Origin of the sequence: Actinomadura sp. KC06 (assembly GCF_004348735.1) — a bacterium.
Classification (GTDB): domain Bacteria; phylum Actinomycetota; class Actinomycetes; order Streptosporangiales; family Streptosporangiaceae; genus Spirillospora.
In genome coordinates, this window is the sequence record NZ_SMKT01000062.1 from 1 (window position 1) to 18555 (window position 18555).

Genomic DNA, 18555 nt, shown 5'->3' on the forward strand with positions numbered 1-18555 from the left:
CGCCTCCGCCGCCCGGCGACCGCGACCGCGATCCCGATCCCGGCCGCCACCACATTGAGCACCCCGCCGATCACCGGCGCCAGCTCCGCCACCGTCTGCATCCCGCACGCTCCCGTTCCTCGCGGACGAACGAGATCACCCTGACCCGGCGCCTCCGGCCCAGGCCGTGCGCCTCTGTGACCAGTTGCGCGAGGCATTCACGTCACACCTCTGACCTGGTCGTTCTCCAGGAAGAGGACACACGGGCGCACACCCCGGCGTCACACGATGGCGTGGCCGTGGTCGGCGGCGAGCGAGGTGAGATCGGGCTCCCCGAAGTGCTCGCGCATCGCCTGGAACACCGCGACCTTGTGTTCTCCGAACCGCCGCGCACGGACGATGTACGAGTCGGCGGTGACGAAGGTCGGCGGATCGGTCTTGCTGTGAAACCTGTCCGCGTACGCCACAACCCGTTCCTCAGCGGATTCGGCCATGTAGTCGGCAACGGGGATCGGGAGCCGCTGCCGCTCGACGTCGTCCCGCGTCAGCCCGGTGTGGCGGGAGCAGAACCGGCAGATCACCTCGGGAAAGCCCTCGTCGCGCAACAGCTCATGCCCCAGCGGGCCATGCTTGATGTAATTCTTGTGATCGAGCACCCCGGCCGTGTCGTAGAGCCGGTAAACCCCGATGTCATGCAGCAGGCACCCTGCCCGGACGAGGTCCTTGTTCACATCGAACCCGCCGCCCATGATCCGCTCGGCGATCCCGCACACGATCACGCAGTGCGTCCAGACCAGCTCGAACGCCTCCGCACTCGGCGCACACCGCTCATGCAACGCCCGGATCTCATCGTCCGCCGGAATCCTCATCCAGCAACGCTAAGCGCGCGGCAGCCTCCGAAGAGCCTCCGCGACGGTCTCATCGACGTCCGGCACGTTCATCCCCAGCCACCGCATCCGCTCGGCGGCCTCCCGCACACTCATGCCGGTCTTCCGCGACGCCCGCAGCAGATGAAGCAGCGGTACTGGCCGCCCGTCCAGGAGCCAGTCACCGCCGTCACGCAGAAGGGGAATGTCGAAATCCGCCCGTTCCGGGACACCATCCGGCGGCACGCGTACCCCCAAGGCGGCGACCCTCTCGGCGACCTGTCGCGGTCCGATACCGAGCTCGACCGAGCATCTGATCAGACGTCCACGGGACACCGTGACCTCGTGGTGGAGCCAGGAGTCGTCCGCAAGACACGCTTCCAGGAGTTCTAGGTCTTTATCACCGGCCCGGTCCGGCAGACCCTGTGTCGGCACGTCGAACCCGTACTCTCTCAGCCGTGCCGCTGCCTCGCTCGGTTCAATGTCGGCACGGGCACTGGCAATGATCAGCTCGGGAAGGGAGATGGAAGCATGAGCGGGTCGCCAGCGCGGCTCCTGACGCCGTTCAGTGATGAGCAACGCCAGGTCGTCGTCGCCGACGTCGTCCGGAAGCGACTCAGGCACCCGAACGCCGTAACCGGTGAGCCTGGCGGCCACCTCCGGAAGCGGGACATCGAGGCGGCGGGCCGCGAAGACCAGATGTCCTGGCGCCAGTGGAGCCGCTGGATCGAATCGGTTGCGCTCCTCCTCGCCGAGCACCCATTGGAACAGTTGCCGATCAGCCGCGGACGGTCGTGCGGGCAGCGCGAGGGCGTCGGCCTGGAACCCGTACTCCGCCAGCAGCGCGCAGACATCGGGGACGCGCATGTCCAGGTCCCACGCGCATTCGACCAGATGACTCGCCGCAATCGGGGATGTGTGGCGGACCGGGGAATTGGTGGCGCCCCACGTCACCAGCCGAAGTTCCCCCGCCGAGGGATGCCCCGACGCCCGGTCGGCAGCCGCAATGGTGAAACCATAGCCTTCGAGGCGCCGCCGCAGGTCCGCCAAGTCGGCATGATGCTGAACCGCGATGGTCATGAGGTGTCCGATGGGCACGGGTTCGGCCGGGTCCCACCACGGGTCTTGCTCGGACGTGTCAGCACTGAGCAGCGCGAGATCGATGTCGGAGACGGCGTCCACGGGGAACAAGTCCGGCTCGATCCCCCCAAGGCCCAGCTCCACCGCACGCCGCGCGACATCCCGTGGCGGAGCCCCGGTTAGGCGGGCCGTCAGAAGCACATGACCAGGACGGCACCATGTCTCCCACCGCCACGTCCACCGCATAAGGTCAGGGGAAACGGGCTCATTCCGCGAGCGGCGCTGGGGGTCGAACCCGAGCAGCAGGACGTCGGAGGGTCTGGCTCGCCGGACCGGGCCAAGCTCACCGATGCCGAGGGCCTCGAGTCGCTCGCGCATCTCATGGGCGGCCAAGCGCCACAGCAGCACATGATCCGGGACCCGGACGCCGCAATCGTGGAACCAAAGGACCTGTTGGCTCCCGCTCTCCTCATCGTCTAAGACGAGGTGTGAGTCCTGGAGAAAGCAACCGGCGGCCCGGGTATCGAGCGTGCCGCCCTTGGTCTCGATGCGGCAGCCATGCTCTGCGGCCTTTTCAGTGATGATATCCGCGATGAGGGGGCTCGTTTGGGTGACATCGCTGATCCAATTCACGTTCAGCAGTTCCCGGCCCGCGGGCATCAGGTCGCCCGCGGCCGCTTCCAGTAACTCCTTCACATCGGCCGACACGTCGGAGAGCACGGTCCGGCGATCCACGGAGATCTGCTCCGGAGCGTGCCGACCGGCTAGGTTGACGAGCACGCCGTGGAGCGCCTTGCCGAATCTCACAGGGTCGCCGGGCCGGATATTGAGGCCGTCGACGAGCAGGCCACCGCCTTTCGCGCACCAGACCACATGACACCCTTCGGGGCCCTTCCAAGGAACCATCGCGCCATGCGCGTGCAGACCACCGGCGGCTAACGACGAGGACTCCCGGCGCCTCGGAACGTCGGGCTCCCAGACCTCGCGCTGGGTGTCGTGCTCGGCCGTCGTGCGGAACTCGGTGATGCAGAGCAGGTGGCGCAGTTCCTCGACGCAGGACGGTGCGTTCTCGCCCTCGCGTAGATAGAGCTTTACCGACGTCCCCGGAGACCGGTCGGCTGCGAGGTGCTCAATCTGGAACAGGTGGCCGGAGCCGAAGATGGAGACCTTTAGCGCCGGGTGCGGACGGTGGCCGCGGTCCATCGGCCGGGTGACGACCTCGATCTCGTCGGCGATCATGAAGTAGCTGAGGACGCCGATGCCGAAGCGGCTGTTGGCTTGGAAGGGAATCGGCGGGTCGGCGTTCTTCCAGTCGGCGGACTCGACGAGGAACTCGGTGGTGTCGGTGAAACGGATACCGGCCTGCGAGAAGACCTCGGTGAGGACGGCCTCGGTCATGCCCACGCCGTTGTCGCGGCATTCCAGGTAAAGGCGGCCATTCTGATCCACACCCTGGACGAACTGGATACGGCCTTCCCACTCCTCCGGCCAGCCGTCGCGACCGCGGTAAGCGTGGCGGGCCCGCCGGTAGCGGCAGGCGTCGAGCGCGTTCTGGTACAGCTCCCGAATGGCCAGGCCGCGGTTCTGGTAGAGCTGCTCGCCCATCAGCAGGTCTTGGACGCGGCGCTCGTCCAGCCGGAACCGGCTGACCCGCTGGAAGAGGAGGCGGCCGTCCTCGTCGGTGTCCGGCCGGACATCGTCGGCGGACGCGCGGGACGGAAGCCGGTCGAGCACCTGCAGTGTCGGGTGATCGCCAGATCCCTGCCGGATCGTGTGGAGCAGCGTGTCGACCTGGTTCGTATACTGACGCAGTCCTTCCAGTTCAGCCGGGTGATGGCAGTCGGCGCGCAACACAAGGCACTCGGACTGGAGCACCCACCGCGCCCGGACGGTGACGTTCCTGCGCAGTTCGGTCACGTCGACGGGATGTGGAATGCCCAGATGCCGGACGACGATGTCGGGCAGCCGGACGAGATCGATCGTCAACCCGTATGCGACGGAAAGGATCTGCGCGACCAGCAGTTCCCTTACACGCTGCTCATGCGGCTCGCCCGCGAAAAGAACCGTCTCGAATTGCGGTGCGTTCTTCCGATCCAGGTCACCGAGTTCTGACAGATCGAGACGCAGCGCGGCCAGGAAACGCTGGACGGTCTTGGCGTCCAGGACCTCGTCTCGCATGCGATGATCGGCGATCCGCAGTTCGTTCAAGAGATCGCGCACGGTTCCCAGCGCGTACGCCTGAGGGAAGCGGGCCGTCCACCGGTGGAACAGCCACCAGCCGATCTCGGAGGCGGCGGAGTCGCGGTCGGGGAGGCTGCGTGCGGTCGCCCGATCCGCCAGTTCGCGCTGCCCGCTGAGAAAGGTCTGGTATTCGCGGCGTGAGCCCTCTCCGTCCTCGGCACGGAAGTCGAGCGGCTCGATTCCACGAAGCTCGACGAGCGTCCGGAGGACATGGGTGTGGTGGAGCATCGGGACGAGCACGAGCAGCGCCGCCTCCACTGGGGAGAGGTCGCGCATGGCCTCGGCGAACTGGGTTCGCAGCAGCCAATCCGTCCACTTACCGAAGCGATGCGCCAGACCGGCATCGAGCCACGGATCGTCCTGCAGGGCGACCTCCGCATCGCCGCAGAGCAGCCCGAGGCGCTCGGCGATGGTTATCGCCGCGTCCTTGAAGGCCGTGGCGTCGTATTGCTCGTCGACCAGGTTCCAAGCCGTGTGCCCAGAGACGTGAGGCACCCAGGGATGCGAGACCGGTGTGGCCTCTTTCGCGGGAGGCGCCTGTGCATAGAGCCGGCGCGCGTAGCGAACATCGTCCTCTCCCCCGCCGAGGGCCCGGACGAGCGACGCTATCTGCCGACCGTCGACGGGGCGCTTTCGTCCGCGAAGGATGTCGTTGACGCGGGACTGGGAAGCCAGGTTCATCGCGGCGGCGATGTCGCGAAGACTCTTTTGACCGTTGTCGTGGTGAATGGTGTCCAGATGTTCCAGGAACTGCCGGTATGGCCCGTCCTCCGGCCACGCCTTCCGATCGATCCGGTGCCCGCTCGCCACGTCCGCCTCCCGTCGCCGCCCGGAAACGTATCTACACCGGCCGTAGTTGACGGACCACCCGAACCGCTCAAATGAGCGGCTCATCAGGGTCTCCAGAAAGGCAGAGTCCGGACGGTCATCCTGCACAGCCACCTACTGGAACATCTCCCTTAAAGCGCCTGCACGGGTGCTCGACGTCGGCGGCGGAGCGGGACGTCAAGGGGGCGGGAAACGGTAGCGGGGGCCATCCGGGCGGCCGGGCCGGTTATCCACTGGTCCGGCCCGACCTGCCCACGGAGGCGTGCTGAGGCGTCAGGTGCCGTCGGCGTAGACGCAGTGGTCGGATCCGCGGCCGATGACCGTGCCGTCCGTGTGCTTCACGATGACGTGGACGGTCTGGCTGTAGTAGTAGGGATCGGTCGTGAAGGTGTGGGAGTAGCCGAGGTCCGACCAGCTTCCGTTCGCGTCGGTCGGCTCGCGGTGCGAGATCTCCGGGGTCGGGCCTAGGTTCATGGACGTCCAGCGGAACTCGCCCGGTGCCCGCTGAGACGTCGTGACCCGGTTGTACTCGATGACCACCTGCCCGTTCGGGCGGTACCGGGTGCCGCTCACCGTCGCTGAGACGGTGTGCGCGGACCGGTCACACGTGATCGTGTACGTGGTGTAGACGTCCCGGTAGCAGGTCGCGTCCTTCTGCGCCACCTGGGCGCCCGCGCTGTTCCGCACGATGACCCGCACGGTCTCGGTGTAGAAGAGGTAATCCGACGCATTCCAGTCGCGGGTGTACCCGTCGATGTTCAGTGCGCCGTTGCTCGCGCCGGTCCCCGTGCCGGTGACGGCGGGGAACTGGGGGACCCGGCCGAGGCTGCCGTCCGTCCTGACGAAGGAACCGGTGAGCAGCCTGAACTCGGCCTGATAGGCGAAGCCCGGCACCCACTTGCCCGTCAGCCTGGTGCTGATCTTTCCGGTGGACGCGTCGCACGTGATCTCGGCACGGCCCGGCCCGAGATCGTCCGGGGCGGCGGAGGCCGTGCCGGTGAGGGCGAGCGAGCCGACGAGCAGGAGTGCGGATAAAAGTGGCGGGACACGACGCAGCGTCATGACGGTGATCCTCTCTCTCGCCACCATCTTGACGATCATGGTCAGCCGAAGGGAGAGCTGAGGCCGCTTGCGGTCAGGGCGATGATGAGGGCCCTGGCTCCACGCCGGTCAGGGTGTCGTCTCGGTGCGGTCAGCGGACCAGAGGGTGTGGAAGGTGCCTTCGCGGTCTGTGCGGCGGTAGGTGTGGGCGCCGAAGTAGTCGCGTTGGCCTTGGGTCAGGGCGGCGGGCAGGCGGGGTGTGCGGAGCGAGTCGTAGTAGGCGAGGGCGGTGGAGAAGCCGGGGGCCGGGATGCCGAGGCGGGCGGCCGTGGCGACGACCTCGCGCCAGGCGTCCTGAGCGTCGCCGAGCGCCTCGGTGAAGTGGGGGTCGGTAAGGAGGGTCGGGGTCTGCGGGTCGGTTTCGTAGGCGGCGCGGATGCGGTCCAGGAAGCGGGCGCGGATGATGCAGCCGCCGCGCCAGATGGTGGCCATCGCGCCCAGGTCGATGTTCCAGCCGTACTCGGCGCTGCCCACCTGGATCTCGTGGAAGCCCTGCGCGTAGGCGACGATCTTGGACGCGTACAGGGCCTTCTCGACGGCACCGGCGAAATCCGGACCGGCGGCGGGTGCGCGGGACGGGCCCGGGAGGTGCTGGGAGGCCTCGCGGAGAGCCGCGTGGCCTGAGACGCTGCGGGCGAAGACCGCTTCGGCGATGCCGCCGACCGGGACGCCCAGGTCGAGGGCGGTCTGCACCGTCCAGCGGCCGGTGCCCTTCTGCTCGGCCTGGTCGAGGACGACGTCGACGAACGGGCGTCCGGTGGCGGCGTCGGTGTGCGCGAGGACCTCGGCGGTGATCTCGATCAGGTAGGACTCCAGGCGGCCGGTGTTCCAGGTGCGGAAGACCTCGGCGATCTCGGCGGGGGCGAGGCCGGCGGCGTGCCGGAGCAGGTCGTAGGACTCGGCGATCAATTGCATGTCGGCGTACTCGATGCCGTTGTGCACCATTTTCACGAAGTGTCCGGCGCCGTCGGGGCCGACATGGGTGCAGCAGGGCGTTCCGTCCACCTTGGCGGAGATGTCCTCAAGGAGGGGGCCGAGGGCCTCGTAGGACGCGGCGGAGCCGCCCGGCATGATGCTCGGGCCGTGCAGGGCGCCCTCCTCGCCGCCGGAGATGCCGGCGCCGACGAAGTGGACGCCGCGTTCCCGGAGGGCCGACTCGCGGCGGCGGGTGTCGGCGAAGTTGGCGTTGCCGCCGTCGACGATCATGTCGCCGGGTTCGAGGAGCGGCGCGAACTCGTCGATGACGGCGTCGGTCGGGCCGCCGGCCTTCACCATGATCACCAGGCGGCGGGGGCGTTCGAGGGACGCGACGAAGCTCTCCGGCGTGTCGGCGGGAAGGAACGTGCCCTCGTGGCCGAACTCGTCCACGAGGGCCTTCGTCCGTGCGGAAGTGCGGTTGTGGACGGCGACGGGATGCCCGTGCCTGGCCAGGTTGCGGGCCAGGTTGCGGCCCATCACCGCGAGCCCCGTGACTCCGATACGCGCCGTTTCCATTGGATCGCTCCTCCTCGTGTGCCACCCTGATCAAGGGGTTGTACGCGGGTCCATGATCCCCCCGTTCGAGCGCCGGCGATCGCATGCCCGCGCGGGACGCGGGAACGGGACGCGCGTTGAGGACCTCTTCGATGGTGACATTTTCCAGGGGGTGCGAATGCTGGGACTGCCGGACGATGCGGCGGCGTGTCTCTTCGATCTCGACGGGGTGCTGACCAGGACCGCGGCCGTCCACGCCGCGGCCTGGAAGGAGATGTTCGACGGCTACCTGCGCGAGCGGGCACGGCGCGACGGCGGGCCCTTCACCGAGTTCAACCCGGTCAAGGACTACGGCCGGTACGTCGACGGCAAGAAGCGCGAGGACGGGACGCGCTCGTTCCTGCGATCGCGCGGCATCGAGCTGCCCGAGGGCGACCCGGACGACCCGCCCGAGAGCGAGACGGTCCGGGGGCTCGGCAACCGCAAGAACGCGCTCGTCCTCCAGCTCATCGAGGAGAAGGGCGTCGAGACGTTCGACGGCTCCATCCAGTACGTGCGCGCGGCGCGCGAGGCCGGGCTGAAGACGGCGGTGGTGTCGTCCAGCGCCAACACCGTCCAGGTGCTGCGGACGGTCGGCATCACCGGCCTGTTCGACGCGCGGGTGGACGGCGTGACGGCCGCCGAGCGGCACCTGCCGGGGAAGCCGGCGCCCGACATGTTCCTGGCGGGGGCCGAGGACGTGGGCGTGGCGGCGAAGCAGGCGGTGGTGTTCGAGGACGCGCTCGCGGGCGTCGAGGCGGGGCGGGCCGGCGGGTTCGCCTACGTGGTCGGCGTCAACCGGGTGGACGGCGCGCACGCGAAGGCCCTCGCCGAGCACGGAGCCGACATCGTGGTCTCCGACCTGTCCGAACTGATGGAGGGTAAGTGACAGAGCGGGATGGGCTGAGCGCGGTCGACCGGCCCGTGTTCACGGTGGAGCCCTGGTGCGTGCGGGAGCCGGAGCTGCGGCTCGACCGGCTGGCCCAGACCGAGTCGGTGTTCGCGCTGTCCAACGGGCATGTCGGGATGCGCGGAAACCTCGACGAGGGTGAGCCGCACGGGCTTCCTGGCACGTATCTGAACTCGTTCTACGAGCAGCGTCCGCTGCCGCACGCCGAGACGGCCTACGGGTACCCGGAGTCGGGCCAGACGGTCATCAACGTCACCAACGGCAAGGTGATCCGGCTGCTGGTGGACGACGAGCCGCTCGACGTCCGGTACGGCCGCGTCCTGCACCACGAGCGGAACCTGGACATGCGGGCGGGCACGCTGACCCGGCACGTGGAGTGGACGTCCCCGGCCGACAAGACGATCAAGGTGACGTCGGTCCGGATCGTGTCGCTGACGCAGCGGGCCGTCGCGGCGGTCTGCTACGAGGTCGAGCCGGTGGACGAGGCGGTCCGGGTGGTCGCGCAGTCTGAGCTGGTCGCCAACGAGGCGCTGCCCGGCGGCGGGAAGGACCCGCGCTCGTCCGCGATCCTGGAGAGCCCGCTGGTCAGCGAGGAGCACGTCGCCAACGGCACGAAGGTGCTGCTCCTGCACCGGACGCGGCAGAGCGGGCTGCGGATGGCGGCGGGCATGTCGCACGAGATCGAGGGCCCGGAGTCGATGGCGATCGACACCGAGAGCTCCAAGGACGTCGGCCGGCTGACGGTCGCGACGCGCCTGGAGCCGGGGCAGCGGCTGCGCATCGTCAAGTATCTCGCCTACGGGTGGTCGAGCCGGCGGTCCCGGCCGGCGCTGCACGACCAGGTGGTCGGGGCGCTGGCGGGCGCGCGGCAGACCGGCTGGGACGGGCTGCTCGACGAGCAGCGCGCGTACCTGGACGAGTTCTGGGAGGGCGCGGACGTCGAGGTCGAGGGCGACGCGGAGATCCAGCAGGCGGTCAGGTTCGGGCTGTTCCACGTCCTGCAGGCGGGCGCCCGGGCGGAGCGCCGCATGATCCCGGCGAAGGGCCTGACCGGGCCGGGGTACGACGGCCACACGTTCTGGGACACCGAGACGTTCGTCATGCCGGTGCTGACCTACACGTCGCCGGGCGCGGCGGCCGACGCGCTGGCGTGGCGGCACATGACGCTGCCGCTGGCCGTGGAGCGCGCCACGCAGCTCGGCCTGGACGGCGCGACGTTCCCGTGGCGGACGATCCGCGGCCACGAATGCTCGGGCTACTGGCCCGCGGGCACGGCCGCGTTCCACATCAACGCCGACATCTCGGACGCCGTCGTCCGGTACGTGGACGCGACGGAGGACGTCCAGTTCGAGCGGGAGATCGGCCTGGACATCCTGGTGCAGACCGCCCGGCTGTGGCGGAGCCTCGGCCACCACGACGTCGGCGGCGTGTTCCGCATCGACGGCGTCACGGGCCCCGACGAGTACAGCGCCGTCGTGGACAACAACATCTACACCAACCTCATGGCGCGCCGGAACCTGCAGGAGGCCGCGGAGATGGCGATGCGCCATCCGGACGTGGCCGACCGGCTGGGCGTGGACGCCGAAGAGGCCGCGTCGTGGCGGGACGCGGCGGCGGCGATGCTGATCCCGTACGACGACCGGCTGGGCGTCCACCCGCAGAGCGAGGGGTTCACCAACCACGCCCGCTGGGACTTCGCCGCGACCAAGCCCGACCACTATCCGCTGCTGCTGAACTTCCCGTACTTCGACCTGTACCGGAAGCAGGTCGTGAAGCAGGCCGACCTCGTCCTGGCGCTGCACCTGTGCGGGGAGGCGTTCACGGAGGAGCAGAAGGTCCGCGACTTCGCCTACTACGAGGGGCTGACCGTCCGCGACTCCTCGCTCTCGGCGCAGACGCAGGCGGTCGTGGCGGCGGAGGTCGGGCAGCTGGAGCTCGCGCACGACTACCTCGGCGAGACCGCGCTGATGGACCTGCACGACCTGAACCGCAACACCCGCGACGGGCTGCACATCGCGTCGATGGCGGGGGCGTGGAGCGGGCTCGTCGCCGGGTTCGGCGGGATGCGCGCGGGCGGCGGGAGGCTGCGGTTCGCGCCGCGGCTGCCGGGCGGGATCAGCCGGCTGGCGTTCCGGATGCGGTACCGCGGCAGCCTGATCAAGGTCAACGTGACGGGTGAGGCCGCGTCCTACGAGTTGCTGGACGGCCCCGGCATCAAGCTGTGGCACCACGGCGAGCCGTTCACGCTCGGGGACGAGCCGGTCGAGCTGCCGATCGAGCAGATCCAGCCGCGTCCGGCGCCGGCGCAGCCGTCCGGCCGGGAGCCGATGCCGCGCCGCATCGACCCGCACGGCCGCGACCTGCGCCGCCGCTGACCGTTCAGTCGGAGGGGCACGGGTCGGCGTGGCAGGGGTTCGGCGCCTCGTGCGCGGGCCTCTCGTCCGTCGGCGGCGGTCCAGGCGACGTGCCGTGCCGGACGAGGAGCCGGCGCGGCCCGGGCCCCTCGTCGCCGAGCCGGTCGTAGGGGTTGGCGAGGGCGCACTTGTTGATCGAGAGGCAGCCGCAGCCGATGCAGTCGGTGAGGTCGTCGCGGAGCCGTTCGAGCTGGCGGATGCGGTCGTCGAGGACGCTCCGCCAGTTCTCCGACAGCCGCGCCCAGTCGTCCACCGTGGGGGTGCGCTCCTCCGGGAGGGTGCCGAGCGCGTCGCGGATGTCGCTGAGCGGGATGCCGACGCGCTGCGAGACCTTGATGAACGACACGCGGCGGAGCGTGTCGCGGGTGAAGCGCCGCTGGTTGCCCGCCGTGCGGCGGCTGCTGATCAGGCCCTTGGACTCGTAGAAGTGCAGCGCCGAGACGGCCACGCCGCTCCGCTCGGCGAGCTGCCCGACGGTCAGTTCGTGCAACCGGTGCTCAAGCCGCGTCATGAGCGCATCCTATGCGACCTCAACCGCAGTCGAGGTTCCGGGGGCGCGGGGGGCGGCCGCAGCGCAGAGCGCCCGCCCGCCGAGGTCGTCGGCGGGCGGGCGCGCGGCGGCGAGCCGGTCCTGCGGGTCAGTGCTCCAGGCGGCGGACGAGGTCGTGGTACTCGTCCCACAGCGCCTTCGGCATGTGGTCACCGAACTTGTCGAAGTGCTCGGGGACGAGGGCGGCCTCCTGCTTCCACACCTCGGTGTCGACGGACAGCAGCGTGTCGAGGTCGGCGTGGTCCAGGGCGAGGCCCTCGGTGTCGAGCGCCTCCCGGGTCGGCAGGTGCCCGATCGGCGTCTTGACGGCGTCGGCCCGGCCGTTCAGCCGCTCCACGATCCACTTCAGGACGCGGCTGTTCTCGCCGAAGCCCGGCCAGATGAACTTGCCGTCGGCGTTCTTGCGGAACCAGTTGACGTAGTAGATCCGCGGCAGCTTCTCGGCGTCGGTGGCCTTGCCGATCTCCAGCCAGTGGCCGAAGTAGTCGCCCATGTTGTAGCCGCAGAACGGCAGCATGGCGAACGGGTCGCGGCGCAGCTCGCCGACCGTGCCCTCGGCGGCGGCGGTCTTCTCGGACGCGACGTTCGCGCCGAGGAACACGCCCTGCTGCCAGTCGAACGACTCGGTGACGAGCGGCACGGCGGACGCGCGCCGCCCGCCGAACAGGATCGCGGAGATCGGGACGCCCTTCGGGTCCTCCCACTCGTCGGCGATGATCGGGCACTGCCCGGCCGGGGTGGTGAAGCGGGCGTTCGGGTGGGCCGCCGGGGTCTGCGACGCCGGGGTCCAGTCGTCGCCGCGCCAGTCGGTCAGATGCGCGGGCGGCTCGTCGGTGAGGCCCTCCCACCACACGTCGCCGTCGTCGGTGAGCGCGACGTTGGTGAAGATGCTGTTGCCCCACAGCGTCCTCACGGCGTTGGCGTTGGTGCTCTCGCCGGTGCCGGGCGCGACGCCGAAGAACCCGGCCTCGGGGTTGATCGCGTAGAGGCGGCCGTCGTCGCCGAACCGCATCCAGGCGATGTCGTCGCCGATCGTCTCGACCTTCCAGCCGGGGATGGTCGGCTCCAGCATGGCGAGGTTCGTCTTGCCGCAGGCGGACGGGAACGCGGCGGCGACGTAGCGGGTCTCACCCTCCGGCGGCGTGAGCTTCAGGATGAGCATGTGCTCGGCCAGCCAGCCCTCGTCGCGCGCCATCGTGGACGCGATCCGCAGCGCGTAGCACTTCTTGCCGAGCAGCGCGTTGCCGCCGTACCCGGACCCGTACGACCAGATCTCCCGCGTCTCGGGGAAGTGCGTGATGTATTTGGTGGAGTTGCACGGCCATTTGACGTCCGCTTGACCCGGCTCCAGCGGGGCGCCGACGGAGTGGACGGCCTTGACGAACGAGCCGCGCTCCTCGATGAGCCGCAGCGCGGGGGTCCCCATCCGCGTCATGATCCGCATGGACACCGCGACGTAGGCGGAGTCGGTGATCTCGACGCCGAGCTGCGAGATCTTGCCGCCGAGGGGGCCCATGCAGAACGGCACCACGTACATGGTGCGGCCCTTCATGCAGCCGTCGAAGAGGCCGCCGAGGGTCTCGCGCATCTCGTCCGGGGCGATCCAGTGGTTGGTGGGCCCGGCGTCCTCCTCCTTCTCGGAGCAGATGAACGTGCGGTCCTCGACGCGGGCGACGTCGGTCGGGTCGGACGCCGCGTAGAAGCTGTTGGGCCGTTTGGCCGGGTCGAGCCGCGTGAGCGTGCCCTGGTCGACGAGGACGCCGGTCAGGCGCTCCCATTCCTCGTCCGAGCCGTCGCACCACTCGACGCGGTCGGGCTTCGTCAGCTCGGCGATCCCGCGTACCCACTCAGTCAGTTCGGTGTGGCCGGTAGGGGCCTGGTCGGCCCCGGGGACCTGGATGGACACGGGCAACTCCTTCAGCTGTTCGCAGGATGTTTGCATGATGAACAAGACCCGCCGTTTTTGCCATTTGGTCTGGACCAATCACGTCCGCATTTGGGCGTTCATGCCCGATTTTGTGATAGATATCACCGGTCTGCGGACAGGCCGGGCGGCGTGCCGGGAGCCGTCGGCAGGGAGCCCCTCAAGCTGGGTAAACGTGGGTTTCGGTGGCCTTCACTGCCGCCCAGATCATGCTGCCCTCGGACAATTGAAGCTCCGCCACGGCGGCCGGAGTCACCTCCGCGACCGCGTCGAAAGGCGGCCCCGACAACCGCACCCGGACGCGGTCCCCCTGCCGTTCGATCGCGGCGACGCGGGCCCGCCACAGGTTGCGGGGGCTGCCGTCGGGACGCGTCCGGTACAGCGCCACCGAGGATGGCGAGAAGGCCAGGAAGACTTCACCTTCGAGGGAGTCGACCGTGTCGAGCGTCCCGGCGCCGTCCCCGACGGTGACCGTCCCGGCCTCGGCGCGGCCCCGGTACAGGTTCAGCCCGACCAGCCGCGCGACGTAGTCGGTGCGCGGACGGCGGGCGACCTCGGCGGGCGTCCCCTCCTGGACGAGCCGCCCGCCCTCGATCACGACGAGGCGGTCGGCGAGGACCATCGCGTCCAGCGGGTCATGGGTGACGAGCACGGCCGCGCCCGCGAACCCGGCCAGGTGGCGGCGGAGCGCGGCGCGGACCTCCATCCGCGTGTGGACGTCGAGGGCGGCGAGCGGCTCGTCCAGCAGGAGCAGCCGGGGATCGACGGCCAGCGCGCGGGCGAGGGCGACCCGCTGCGCCTGCCCGCCCGACAGCGCCCGGGGCCGCGCGGACGCGAACTCCGCCAGGCCGACGCGGTCCAGCCACTCGGCGGCCCGGCGCCGGGCGGCGCGGCGCCCCGCGCCCCGGCAGCGCGGCCCGAACGCGACGTTCTCCAGCGCGCTGAGGTGCGGGAACAGCAGGTAGTCCTGGAAGACCATGCCGATGCCGCGCCGGTCGGGCGGCAGCGGGCGCAGGTCGGCGCCGTCCACCCGGATGTGCCCGCCCGCCATCGCGACCAGCCCGGCCAGGGCGCGCAGCGCGGTGCTCTTGCCCGCCCCGTTCGGGCCGAGCAGCGCCACCACCTCGCCGGGCGCGGCGGTGAGCGCGAGATCGAGGTCGAACGCGGCGCGCCGCACCACCAGCCGCGCCTCCAGCCCCGTCATGGGTTCACCCAGCGATCTCGCAGGGCCGCCAGCACGATCACCGACACCGCGAGCAGGACGAGGCTGAGCACGATCGCGGCCTGCGGGTCGGTCTCCAGCGCCAGGTAGACGGCCAGCGGCATCGTCTGCGTCCGGCCCGGGAAGTTCCCCGCGAACGTGATCGTCGCGCCGAACTCGCCGAGCGCCCGCGCCCAGCACAGCACGGCCCCGGCCGCGACGCCGGGCGCGACCAGCGGCAGCGTGACCCGGCGGAAGATCGTCCAGCGGCCGGCGCCGAGGGTGGCGGCGGCCTCCTCGTAGCGCAGGTCGGCGGCGCGCAGCGCGCCCTCGACGCTGATCACCAGGAACGGCATCGCCACGAACGTCTGGGCCAGGACGACCCCGGCCGTGGTGAACGGGAACGTGATCCCGAACGTGTCGTCCAGCCACCCGCCGATCAGCCCGCGCCGCCCGAGGACGAGCAGCAGCGCGACGCCGCCGACCACCGGCGGCAGCACCAGCGGCACGGTCACCAGGGCCCGGACGAGCCGGACGCCGCGGAACGGGACCCGCGCCAGCGTCCAGGCCAGCGGGACGCCGAGCAGCACGCACAGGACGGTCGCGAACGTCGCGGTGACCAGCGACAGGCGCAGCGCGTCCAGCACCTGGTCCTGCATGAGGCGGGTGCCGAGCGTCGACCACGGCGCGCGGACGAGCAGCCCGGCGAGCGGCAGCACCAGGAAGGCGAGCCCGGCCAGCGCGGGCGCCAGCAGGATCCACGGGGGGCGCCCGACCAGCCTGTCGGCGTCCTTCACGACGCCTCGAAACCGGCCCGGCTCAGTACCGTCCTGCCCTGCGGCCCCAGCACGAGCCGGATGAACTCCTTCGCGAGCGCGGCCTGCGGGGCCCCGGCCACCTCAACGATCGGGTAGTCGTTGACGGCCTGCGCCGCCTGCGGGAACTCGATGCCCGTGACCTTGCCGCCCGCCGCCTTGACGTCGGTGCGGTAGACGAGCCCGGCGTCAGCCTCACCGAGGCCGACCTTGGTGAGGACGGCCTTGACGTCCTTCTCCCGCGACACCGGCTCGACCTCGGCCCTCGCCGCGCCGAGCGCCCTCGCGGCGGCGGCCCCGCACGGCACCTGAACCGCGCACAGCACGACCTTGAGCCCCGGTTTGGACAGGTCGCCCACCGTGGAGATCTTGCCGGGGTTGTCCTTGGGGACGGCGATGACCAGGCGGTTCCGGGTGAACACCTGCGGCGTCCCGGCGGCGTCGCCCGCGTCCGTCACCGTCTTCATCGTGGCGGGGCTCGCGGACGCGAACACGTCCGCCGGGGCGCCCTGCGTGATCTGCTGCGCGAGCGTCGAGCTGGCGCCGAAGTTGAACCTGACCTTCACACCGGGACGCGACCCCTCGAACGTCCGGCCGAGCGAGGTGAAGGCGTCGGTGAGCGAGGCGGCGGCGAACACGGTCAGCGTTCCGTCGCCGGCGCTGCCGCCGCCCGTCCCGGAAGCGCCGTCGCCGACCTCGCCGCAGCCCGCGGCGCCTGCGCCCCCGCCCGCGACGAGCAGGGCGGCGGCCGTGATCGCGATCCACGTGCGCACGGAGCCTCCTCAGTCCGGCAGCTCGACGATGACGTTGGTGGACTTCACGACCGCCTCGGCGACCACGCCCACACGCAGCCCGAGGTCGTCGGCGGCCTCGCGGCTCATCAGCGACACCACCCGGAACGGCCCCGCCTGGATCTCCACCTGCGCCATGACCCCGTCGCGGACGACGTCGGTCACGATGCCCCGCATCCGGTTGCGCGCCGAGGAGAACCGCTCCCCCTGGCCGGACGGCGCTCCCCCGCCGCGCGCCTGGTCGCGCACGAACGAGGCGAGCTCGGCCCCGGGGACCAGCCGGTGCCCGTGCTCGTCCCTGGACGCCGGGAGCCGCCCGCCGTCCACCCAGCGCCGGACCGTGTCCGCGCTGACCCCGAGCAGCGCCGCCGCCTCACTGATCCTGAACGTCGTCACACGGCCAAGCCTAGCGACCCGCAGATACAAGGAGAAGAGCGAGCTTCTCAAGGAGAATGCAAGTTGTTAGAGGCGATCACCATCGCAGGTGCGGGTCAGCGCACGTCCAGCAGGACCTCCGTGATCATGCCGAGGCAGGACCAGTCCACGAGGCGCTCCCGCCTGATCCGGCCGAACGCGGCGATCTCGATGTAGGTGCGCTCGCCGTCCGCCGCGAGGCCGTGCGGCCCGGACGACCGGAGGCGCGCCAGCTCGTCGCCGGTGATCTCGGCGGAGAACAGGTGCGCCAGGTGCCCGGACATCGTGGCGTTCACCTGCCGTGTCCCGTGCGCTCGCAGCCGCGCCGCCGCCAGGACGAGGCCCGTCTCCTCCTCGACCTCGGCCAGCGCGACGCCGGCCGGGCCGCCCGTCCCGGAGCCGCCCGGCAGCTCGTGGACGAACCCGTTCACGCACGGGCTCCGGAACTCCCGGACGAGCACGACCTCCGTCTCGTCCAGCGTCTCCCCCGGCCGGTGCAGGACGACGGCGGAGACGTCGGGCCGTCCGAAGACGATCTCGTTGTCCTTCACCCGGTCCTCGGCCGCGACGTGCATCCGGACGTGCAGCCCCCAGTGGTTGCCGAACCGGAACACCACCCGCGCCCCCAGCAGGGCGTTGCCCGCCGCGCGCTGGCCCGCGTACCAGCTCCGCAGCGACTCCTCGCGCCACAGCAGCAGCGGGATCTCCCGCTCCCCGCCCGTCCTGGACGCTCCCGCGCCGATCCGTTCGAGCGCCGCCGCCACCGTCCCCGCGATGTCGCTCGCCGTCGGCACGCCCCACTTGGCGGCGTAATGCAGCAGGTAGCGGTTCTTCGGCGCCCGCGGCGGGGCGCCGAAGACGGCGCGTCCGCTGTCGTGCCACATCCCCCACTCCACGTTCGTGGTGAACGCGGGCATGGTGGCCAGGTCGCGCGGCACGTAGAAGACCACCTCGTCGGACAGGTGCAGGCAGCGCTCCTCCCACTCGACCTGGCCGACATAGTCGTCATGGACGCCATGCCGGTGCTCCGGGACGAACACCACGAGCAGCCCAGGCCCGCGCCAACGCTCGCGCAAGGCGGCCACGGCTTCGGGACGCCAGGACGCGACGTCGGGCGACCGGGGAGTGGGCCCGGCGAGGAAGACCGCGGCCTCCCAGCGGGCGGGCGGTTCCTCACGCGCGTAGACGACTTCGAGGTCCGCTACCATGCGGTTCGCTCCTTTCGCCCCCCGCCGTGTGGACTGGTTTGGTGGGGGTAATGGTGACCTAAACCAGAATCACACGCCCGGTCAGGAGGAATGATCATGACTGGGACCATGCGCGCTCCACGCTCCCGGGGCGGCCTGAGCGGCGCCCTGCTGGTGCTGCTCGGCCTCTGGGGCGGCCTGCTCCCCTTCGTCGGCCCGTACTTCGGGTTCGGCTTCGCCCCCGACGACACCTGGGTGTACGACACCGACCGGCTCCAGCTCGTCATCGCGCCCGCGGTGGCCGTCGTGCTCGGCGGGCTGATCGTGCTCGCCGCCGCCAACCGCGCGTTCGGCGTGTTCGGCGCCTGGCTCGCCGCGCTCGGCGGCGCCTGGTTCGTCGTCGGGACGTCCGTCGCCACGCTCTGGGACGTCCAGGGCATCGGCGCCCCGCTCGGCTCCGGCGAGACACAGCGGCTCGCCGAGCAGCTGTCCGGGTTCACCGGGCTCGGCGTCGCCGCCGTGTTCCTGGCCGCGCTCGCGCTCGGCCGCTTCGCCGTGATCGGCCGCCGCGAGTCGGCGCCACCGGACGGCGACGGCCAGGCGGGCGCGACCACCACGCAGCCCCTGGTGTACGGACGGTACGCGCGGGAGAACCCGCCCGCGCCCGCACCCGCGCCGCCGGGCGACCGGCACATCGCGGGCGGAACACGCTACGACCGGTAGCGCGATCCGCCTCGCGGCC

General features: G+C 70.7%; 14 protein-coding genes. 3 read left to right on the top strand and 11 right to left on the bottom strand.

Annotation, left to right across the window (positions count from 1 at the left end):
- Nucleotides 1-260: 260 nt before the first annotated feature.
- The 4 genes from E1287_RS20670 to gndA form a co-directional block, all read right to left on the bottom strand.
- Nucleotides 261-848 carry an HD domain-containing protein gene (locus E1287_RS20670; protein ID WP_131966686.1) on the bottom strand — a complete coding sequence of 196 codons (588 nt, stop codon included), beginning with the start codon at nucleotides 846-848 and terminating at the stop codon, nucleotides 261-263.
- Between the two features lie 9 nt (nucleotides 849-857).
- On the bottom strand, nucleotides 858-5108 hold the full coding sequence (locus E1287_RS20675) for a hypothetical protein (protein WP_131966687.1): 4251 nt from the start codon (nucleotides 5106-5108) through the stop codon (nucleotides 858-860).
- A gap of 159 nt (nucleotides 5109-5267) precedes the next feature.
- Nucleotides 5268-6056, bottom strand: a complete 789-nt coding sequence (locus E1287_RS20680; protein WP_131966688.1) for a hypothetical protein — start codon at nucleotides 6054-6056, stop codon at nucleotides 5268-5270.
- Between the two features lie 108 nt (nucleotides 6057-6164).
- The gene (gndA, locus tag E1287_RS20685; RefSeq protein WP_131966689.1) at nucleotides 6165-7589 is read right to left on the bottom strand and encodes an NADP-dependent phosphogluconate dehydrogenase; all 1425 of its coding nucleotides are present in this window, start codon (nucleotides 7587-7589) and stop codon (nucleotides 6165-6167) included.
- A gap of 157 nt (nucleotides 7590-7746) precedes the next feature.
- Here gndA and E1287_RS20690 point away from each other — a divergent pair, with 157 nt between their 5' ends.
- A complete protein-coding gene (locus E1287_RS20690) occupies nucleotides 7747-8496 on the top strand; it encodes a beta-phosphoglucomutase family hydrolase (RefSeq protein WP_131966722.1) in 750 nt (249 codons plus the stop codon).
- On the top strand, nucleotides 8493-10892 hold the full coding sequence (locus tag E1287_RS20695; protein ID WP_243719253.1) for a glycosyl hydrolase family 65 protein: 2400 nt from the start codon (nucleotides 8493-8495) through the stop codon (nucleotides 10890-10892). The genes E1287_RS20690 and E1287_RS20695 overlap by 4 nt, the downstream gene beginning before the upstream one ends.
- A 4-nt stretch (nucleotides 10893-10896) precedes the next feature.
- Here E1287_RS20695 and soxR read toward each other — a convergent pair whose 3' ends face one another.
- The 7 genes from soxR to E1287_RS20735 form a co-directional block, all read right to left on the bottom strand.
- On the bottom strand, nucleotides 10897-11442 hold the full coding sequence (soxR, locus tag E1287_RS20700) for a redox-sensitive transcriptional activator SoxR (RefSeq protein WP_131966690.1): 546 nt from the start codon (nucleotides 11440-11442) through the stop codon (nucleotides 10897-10899).
- A 127-nt stretch (nucleotides 11443-11569) separates the two neighbouring features.
- A complete protein-coding gene (locus E1287_RS20710) occupies nucleotides 11570-13387 on the bottom strand; it encodes a phosphoenolpyruvate carboxykinase (GTP) (protein WP_243719255.1) in 1818 nt (605 codons plus the stop codon).
- Between the two features lie 178 nt (nucleotides 13388-13565).
- On the bottom strand, nucleotides 13566-14609 hold the full coding sequence (locus E1287_RS20715) for an ABC transporter ATP-binding protein (RefSeq protein WP_131966692.1): 1044 nt from the start codon (nucleotides 14607-14609) through the stop codon (nucleotides 13566-13568).
- Entirely contained in the window at nucleotides 14606-15403 is a 798-nt protein-coding gene (locus E1287_RS20720; protein WP_131966693.1) for an ABC transporter permease, read from the bottom strand. The genes E1287_RS20715 and E1287_RS20720 overlap by 4 nt, the downstream gene beginning before the upstream one ends.
- Nucleotides 15400-16194 carry a molybdate ABC transporter substrate-binding protein gene (gene modA, locus E1287_RS20725; RefSeq protein WP_131966694.1) on the bottom strand — a complete coding sequence of 265 codons (795 nt, stop codon included), beginning with the start codon at nucleotides 16192-16194 and terminating at the stop codon, nucleotides 15400-15402. Before modA ends, E1287_RS20720 begins: the two co-directional genes overlap by 4 nt.
- A 9-nt stretch (nucleotides 16195-16203) precedes the next feature.
- Nucleotides 16204-16608, bottom strand: coding sequence for a TOBE domain-containing protein (locus tag E1287_RS20730; protein ID WP_131966695.1), 405 nt, complete (start codon nucleotides 16606-16608; stop codon nucleotides 16204-16206).
- A 95-nt stretch (nucleotides 16609-16703) separates the two neighbouring features.
- A complete protein-coding gene (locus E1287_RS20735; RefSeq protein WP_131966696.1) occupies nucleotides 16704-17834 on the bottom strand; it encodes a nucleoside 2-deoxyribosyltransferase domain-containing protein in 1131 nt (376 codons plus the stop codon).
- Nucleotides 17835-17930: 96 nt separating this feature from the next.
- On the opposite strand from E1287_RS20735, the gene E1287_RS20740 reads away from it, so the two are divergent.
- Nucleotides 17931-18536, top strand: coding sequence for a hypothetical protein (locus tag E1287_RS20740; RefSeq protein ID WP_131966697.1), 606 nt, complete (start codon nucleotides 17931-17933; stop codon nucleotides 18534-18536).
- Nucleotides 18537-18555 lie beyond the last annotated feature (19 nt).